This window comes from Brevibacterium samyangense, assembly GCF_039529845.1.
GTDB classification, from domain to species: Bacteria; Actinomycetota; Actinomycetes; order Actinomycetales; family Brevibacteriaceae; genus Brevibacterium; species Brevibacterium samyangense.
This window is the reverse complement of sequence record NZ_BAAANO010000002.1, coordinates 189,052-193,976: the sequence shown is the minus strand read 5'-3', so window position 1 is coordinate 193,976 and position 4,925 is coordinate 189,052. Positions and strand designations below refer to the sequence as shown.

The following is a 4,925-nucleotide window of genomic DNA, read 5'->3' as shown; positions in this document are numbered from 1 at the left end:
GCCGGGTCCCGGACCCGGCGGTGCCCGCACCGTCGCCCGCCGAGGCCCCGCTCGGGTCCACGGGTGTCGTCGCCGCCGCGTCCTCCGAGGTGGTCGCCGCGGCCGGCGGGGCCACCGGGCTCGTCCCCGGTCGTCGGCGCGCCCGTCGGGTCTTCGATCCGCCCTTCGCGCCGTAGCCGACGAGGTTGGGGCCCGACTCCTCGGAGTCGGACGGTGCCGCGTCCGCGGTGCCGGAGGGCGCCTCGGCGGTGGGTGCCGTGGCCGCAGCGGCGGAGGCTCCCTCGCCGTCGGAACCGGCGGCACCCGCGTCACCGAAGCGGACGATCGGGGTGCCGACGTCGACGGTCTCGCCCTCGGGCACGAGGAGCGCGGCGATCGTGCCGGCCTGGGGACTCGGGAGTTCGACGAGCGACTTCGCCGTCTCGATCTCGACGAGCACCTGGTTGACCGTGACGGTGTCGCCGGGGGCGACCTTCCAGCTCACGATGTCGGCCTCGGTGAGACCCTCTCCCACGTCCGGAAGCGCGAAGTCCTGTGTCGACGAAGAGATATCTGCAGTCATGCTGTCCGGCTCCTCTCAGTACGCCATCGCACGGTCGACGCCGTCGAGCATGCGGTCGAGGTCGGGCAGGTAGTGGTGTTCGAGCTTCGAACCCGGGTAGGGCGCGTGGAACGCCCCGACCCGGACGACGGGCGCCTCGAGGTGGAAGAAGCAGCGTTCGGAGATGCGCGCGGCGATCTCCGCTCCGAGCCCGAGGAACACCGGTGCCTCGTGGGCGACGACGAGCCGCCCCGTGCGCTTCACGGACTCCTCGATCGTGTCGAAGTCGATCGGGTTCATGGACCGCAGGTCGATGAGCTCGATGCTCGTACCGTCCTGTGCCGCAGCGGACACCGCGTCGATCGCGGTCGGCATGAGCGGACCGTAGGTGACGAGGGTGCAGTCGGTGCCGGTGGCCACGACCTGCGCGCGGTCGGGGGCCGCACCCCGGTTCTCGAGATCGACCTCGCCGCGCAGCCAGTACCGCCGCTTCGGCTCGAAGAACATCACCGGATCGGGGCTCGCGATGGCCTCCTGGATCATCCAGTAGGCGTCGTGCGCGGTCGACGGCGCCATGATGCGCAGGCCCGCGTGGTGTGCGAACACCGTCTCCGGGCTCTCACCGTGGTGCTCGGGCGAACCGATACCGCCGCCGTAGGGCACGCGGATGACGACCGGAACGTTCTCCGCACCGTGGGTGCGGGCGTGCAGCTTGGCCAACTGGGTGACGATCTGGTCGTAGGCCGGGAAGATGAAGGCATCGAACTGGATCTCGACGACCGGCTTGTACCCGCGGATCGCGAGGCCGATCGCGGTGCCGACGATGCCGGACTCCGCGAGCGGCGAATCGATGACGCGGTGCTCCCCGAAGTCCTTCTGCAGACCCTCGGTCACGCGGAACACGCCGCCGAGCTTGCCGATGTCCTCTCCGTAGAGGAGAACCTTCGGATCGTCCTCCATCGCCTTCCGCAGACCCGCCGTGATGGCCTTGCTGAGCGGGAGGGTGACGGTGCCGGGGCTCTCGGTGCCGGCGCCCGCGGAGGTGCGGGGCGCCTCGGCGGTGGCGGGGGTGCCGGGCTGTGCCGGAATATCGGTGGGGGCGCTCACTTCTCGGCCTCCTCGAAGGAGTCGAGGTAGGCGAGGTACTCGGCCTTCTCCTCCTCGACGAGCCGGTGGGGTTCTGCGTAGGTGTGGTCGAAGATCTGCTCGGCCGGCGGCGGGTCCATCGCGAGGGTGTTCGCGCGGATCCGTTCGGCGAACGCATCGGCCTTGGCGTCGACCTCGGCGAAGAACGCCTCGTCGGTGTCCGTGTCGGTCTCGAGGTACGTGCGCAGACGGTCGATCGGGTCCTTCGCCGCCCACTCCTCGGTGAGGGCCTCGGACCGGTACTTCGTCGGGTCGTCGGCGGTGGTGTGCGCGCCCATGCGGTACGTGAACGCCTCGATGAGAAGGGGTCCATGGCCGGTACGGATGCTCTCGAGGCAGGCACGGGCAACCGCGTACATCGCGAGGACGTCGTTGCCGTCGACGCGGACACCCGGCACACCGAAGCCCTCGCCGCGTCGGTACAGCGGCACCTTCGTCTGCACGGACGTGGGTTCGGAGATCGCCCATTGGTTGTTCTGGCAGAAGAAGAGGACCGGAGCGTTGAAGGCGCCGGCGAAGGTGAGCGCCTCGGAGACGTCACCCTGGCTCGAGGCACCGTCGCCGAAGCACGCGACCGTCGCCGTGTCGCGCTCGAGGTCTCCCGTGCCGACAGCGCCGTCGAGGGACACACCCATCGCGTAGCCGGTCGCGTGGAGGGTCTGCGAACCGATGACGATCGAGTACACGTGGAAGTTGTGCTCCTGCGGGTCCCAGCCACCGTGGGTCTGGCCGCGCAGGAGGGCGAGGATCGCCTCGGGCTGGAGGCCGCGGGTCCACGCGAGTGCGTGTTCGCGATAGGTGGGGAAGACGAAGTCCTGGGGGCGCAGAGCCCGGCCGAGACCGATCTGTGCCGCCTCCTGGCCACGCAGCGGGACCCACAGGCCAAGCTGTCCCTGCCGCTGGAGGGCGGTGCCCTCGGCGTCGACACGGCGCATGAGCACCATGTCCTCGTAGAAGCCGCGGAGGTCCTCGTCGCCCAGTTCCGCTGCGAATCCGTCGTACTCGCCGGACGGCACACGCACGCCGTCGGGCGTGAGCATCCGGATCATACGGGGTTCGGGATCACTGTCGAACAGCGGTGGCTGATCGTGATCGATGTATGAGGTCATTCCTCACTCCAATCGCCTGAGCGGATCCTCGGGATCTCCGGTGATTCCGCAGGTGTCGACGGGCGTCACCACGCGTGTGCGGCGGCGCCCTCCGTTCGTGTGGTGGAGCTTCGTGCGAGGCGGCCTCCCGGGGAGTCCCGGATCCTCGGTGGACCCGGGGTCTTCCGGGAGGTCCGAAGTCCCGGTGGGCCCGGTCGGCCGCCGGCCGTGGCCGAACACGTGGGGACACGTTCGGGTGGGCTGTTTCACATTGTGGTCACACGCTAGCGGAAACTCTGACGAGCCGGTAGGGACCGGCTCCGGTCGGCTCGTCACCGACCGTGATGTCCACGGTAGGCACCGCTCCTGCAGGTTCGTCGCGCTCCCCAGGTGGGGCCTGAAACCCCTTGTGAGGCCGTGACAATTGCTCGGACGTCGGAGCTTCGGGGGTGGGCGCGCGGCGAGTTGCAGACGCCGTGATCATTTCCGGACGTGGATCGCGCTCGGTGAGGGGAAATCACCAGAGTGTCTGGAACTCGCCCCGGGGCACCTCGGCGGGGAACCTCGGCGGGGGCGAGAGGGGGCGAGAGGGGGCGGCTGAGAAGGTGCCGGGGTGGTGGGCAGGAGAGGGAACAACAGAGGGGAATAGAGTAGGAGCACCCTCACATCCCCATCCCCGAACCACAGGACCTCACTCTCTATGACCCTCACCCCGCCCGAGGCGCCCGTCGGTTCGCCGAACCCGGCCGGCGCCACGGCCGCCCCCGCCTCCGCAACCCCGGCCGCACCCGCCACCTCCGCCGGCGCCGCCACCGCCTCCCCGAATCCCGCCCTCGCGGCCGTCCTCGCGCCGGTCGCGGACGCCCTCGCGTGGATGAAACCCGCGTACGAGTGGTTCCACCAGCACCCCGAGCTCTCGATGGAGGAGGAGCAGACCCGCGCGGAGATCGTCCGCCGCCTCGAGGCGATGAACGCCTTCGAGATCACCGAGCTCGGCGGCGGTGTCACGGCGGTGCTCCGCAATGGCGAAGGACCGACCGTGCTGTTCCGCGCGGACTTCGACGGGCTGCCCGTCACCGAACTCACCGGGCTGCCCTACGCCTCCACCGCGAAGGCGATCAACCCCGAGGGCCTCGAGGTCGGCACCATGCATGCGTGCGGCCACGACGTGCACGTGACGACGCTCCTCGGCGCCGCGGAACTCATGGCGAAGGGCCGCGAGCACTGGTCGGGCACCTTCATCGCCCTCTTCCAGCCGGGCGAGGAGATCGGCGCGGGAGCGAAGTCCATGGTGGCCGCGGGCCTCACCGAGGCGATCCCGGCTCCCGACTTCGCGTTCGGTCAGCACGTCATGGGCGCACCGGCCGGTACCTTCAACGTCGTTCCCGGCCCGGCGATGTCCGGCGCCCAGACCGGCACCATCACGGTGTACGGCGCGGGCGGCCACGGGTCGATGCCGAACCTCGCGGTCGACCCGGTCCTCCTCGCCTCGCAGATCGTCGTGCGCCTCCAGGGGATCGTGTCCCGCGAACTCAAGCCGGGCACCTTCGGCGTCATCACCGTCGGCGCGGTGCAGGCCGGCAACAAGGCGAACATCATCCCCGACCGCGCGACGCTCATGCTCTCGGTCCGGGCCTACACGGACGAGGTCGCCGACACGCTCAAGGACGCCATCGAGCGGATCGTCCGTGCGGAGTGTGCCGCCTCGGGCTCTCCGCAGGAGCCCGACTTCGACTGGCTCCGCGGCCCCGTCACCACGAACGACGTCCCCACCGCCGAGCGGGTCACCGCGGCTCTCGCCGCCCACTTCGGACCCGAGGCGATCCTCCCTCCCGAGGCGTCCACCGGCTCCGAGGACTTCCACCACATCCCGGCCGCGTTCGGTACGCCGTACACCTTCTGGTTCCTCGGCGGCTTCGCCGATGCCGAGAGCGCACCCGGCAACCACTCCCCGTACTTCGCCCCCGTCCAGGACCCGACCCTGCAGGCCGGGACCGAAGCCGTCATCGCGACGGCTCTGGAGTTCCTGGGCTGAAGGTGCCCGGGAGCGAGTTCCAGACACACTGGCGATTTCCCGACGTGGCGCACGCTCCACGAACGGAACTCACCATGACGTCTGGAACTCGCCGCCACCACCGCCGAGGCGCCCC

General features: G+C 70.2%; 4 protein-coding genes. 1 reads left to right on the top strand and 3 read right to left on the bottom strand.

Annotated features, from left to right (window positions below; all coding sequences use genetic code 11):
* From ABD172_RS01145 to pdhA, 3 genes are all read right to left on the bottom strand, one after another.
* The coding region (locus ABD172_RS01145; protein ID WP_344306159.1) for a biotin/lipoyl-containing protein at window positions 1-562 on the bottom strand (562 nt) is incomplete at its 3' end.
* A gap of 15 nt (window positions 563-577) precedes the next feature.
* Window positions 578-1,648 carry an alpha-ketoacid dehydrogenase subunit beta gene (locus ABD172_RS01140; protein WP_425546634.1) on the bottom strand — a complete coding sequence of 357 codons (1,071 nt, stop codon included), beginning with the start codon at window positions 1,646-1,648 and terminating at the stop codon, window positions 578-580.
* Window positions 1,645-2,796 carry a pyruvate dehydrogenase (acetyl-transferring) E1 component subunit alpha gene (gene pdhA / locus ABD172_RS01135; RefSeq protein ID WP_344306158.1) on the bottom strand — a complete coding sequence of 384 codons (1,152 nt, stop codon included), beginning with the start codon at window positions 2,794-2,796 and terminating at the stop codon, window positions 1,645-1,647. The genes ABD172_RS01140 and pdhA overlap by 4 nt, the downstream gene beginning before the upstream one ends.
* 679 nt (window positions 2,797-3,475) lie before the next feature.
* Here pdhA and ABD172_RS01130 point away from each other — a divergent pair.
* Window positions 3,476-4,810, top strand: a complete 1,335-nt coding sequence (locus tag ABD172_RS01130) for an amidohydrolase (RefSeq protein WP_344306157.1) — start codon at window positions 3,476-3,478, stop codon at window positions 4,808-4,810.
* Window positions 4,811-4,925: the final 115 nt, after the last annotated feature.

What these genes read in the sequence shown, in the direction of transcription:
- ABD172_RS01130 (WP_344306157.1), top strand. Translation starts at nt 3,476, where the DNA reads ATGACCCTCACCCCGCCCGAGGCGCCCGTCGGTTCGCCGAACCCGGCC.
- pdhA (WP_344306158.1), bottom strand. Translation starts at nt 2,796, where the DNA reads ATGACCTCATACATCGATCACGATCAGCCACCGCTGTTCGACAGTGAT.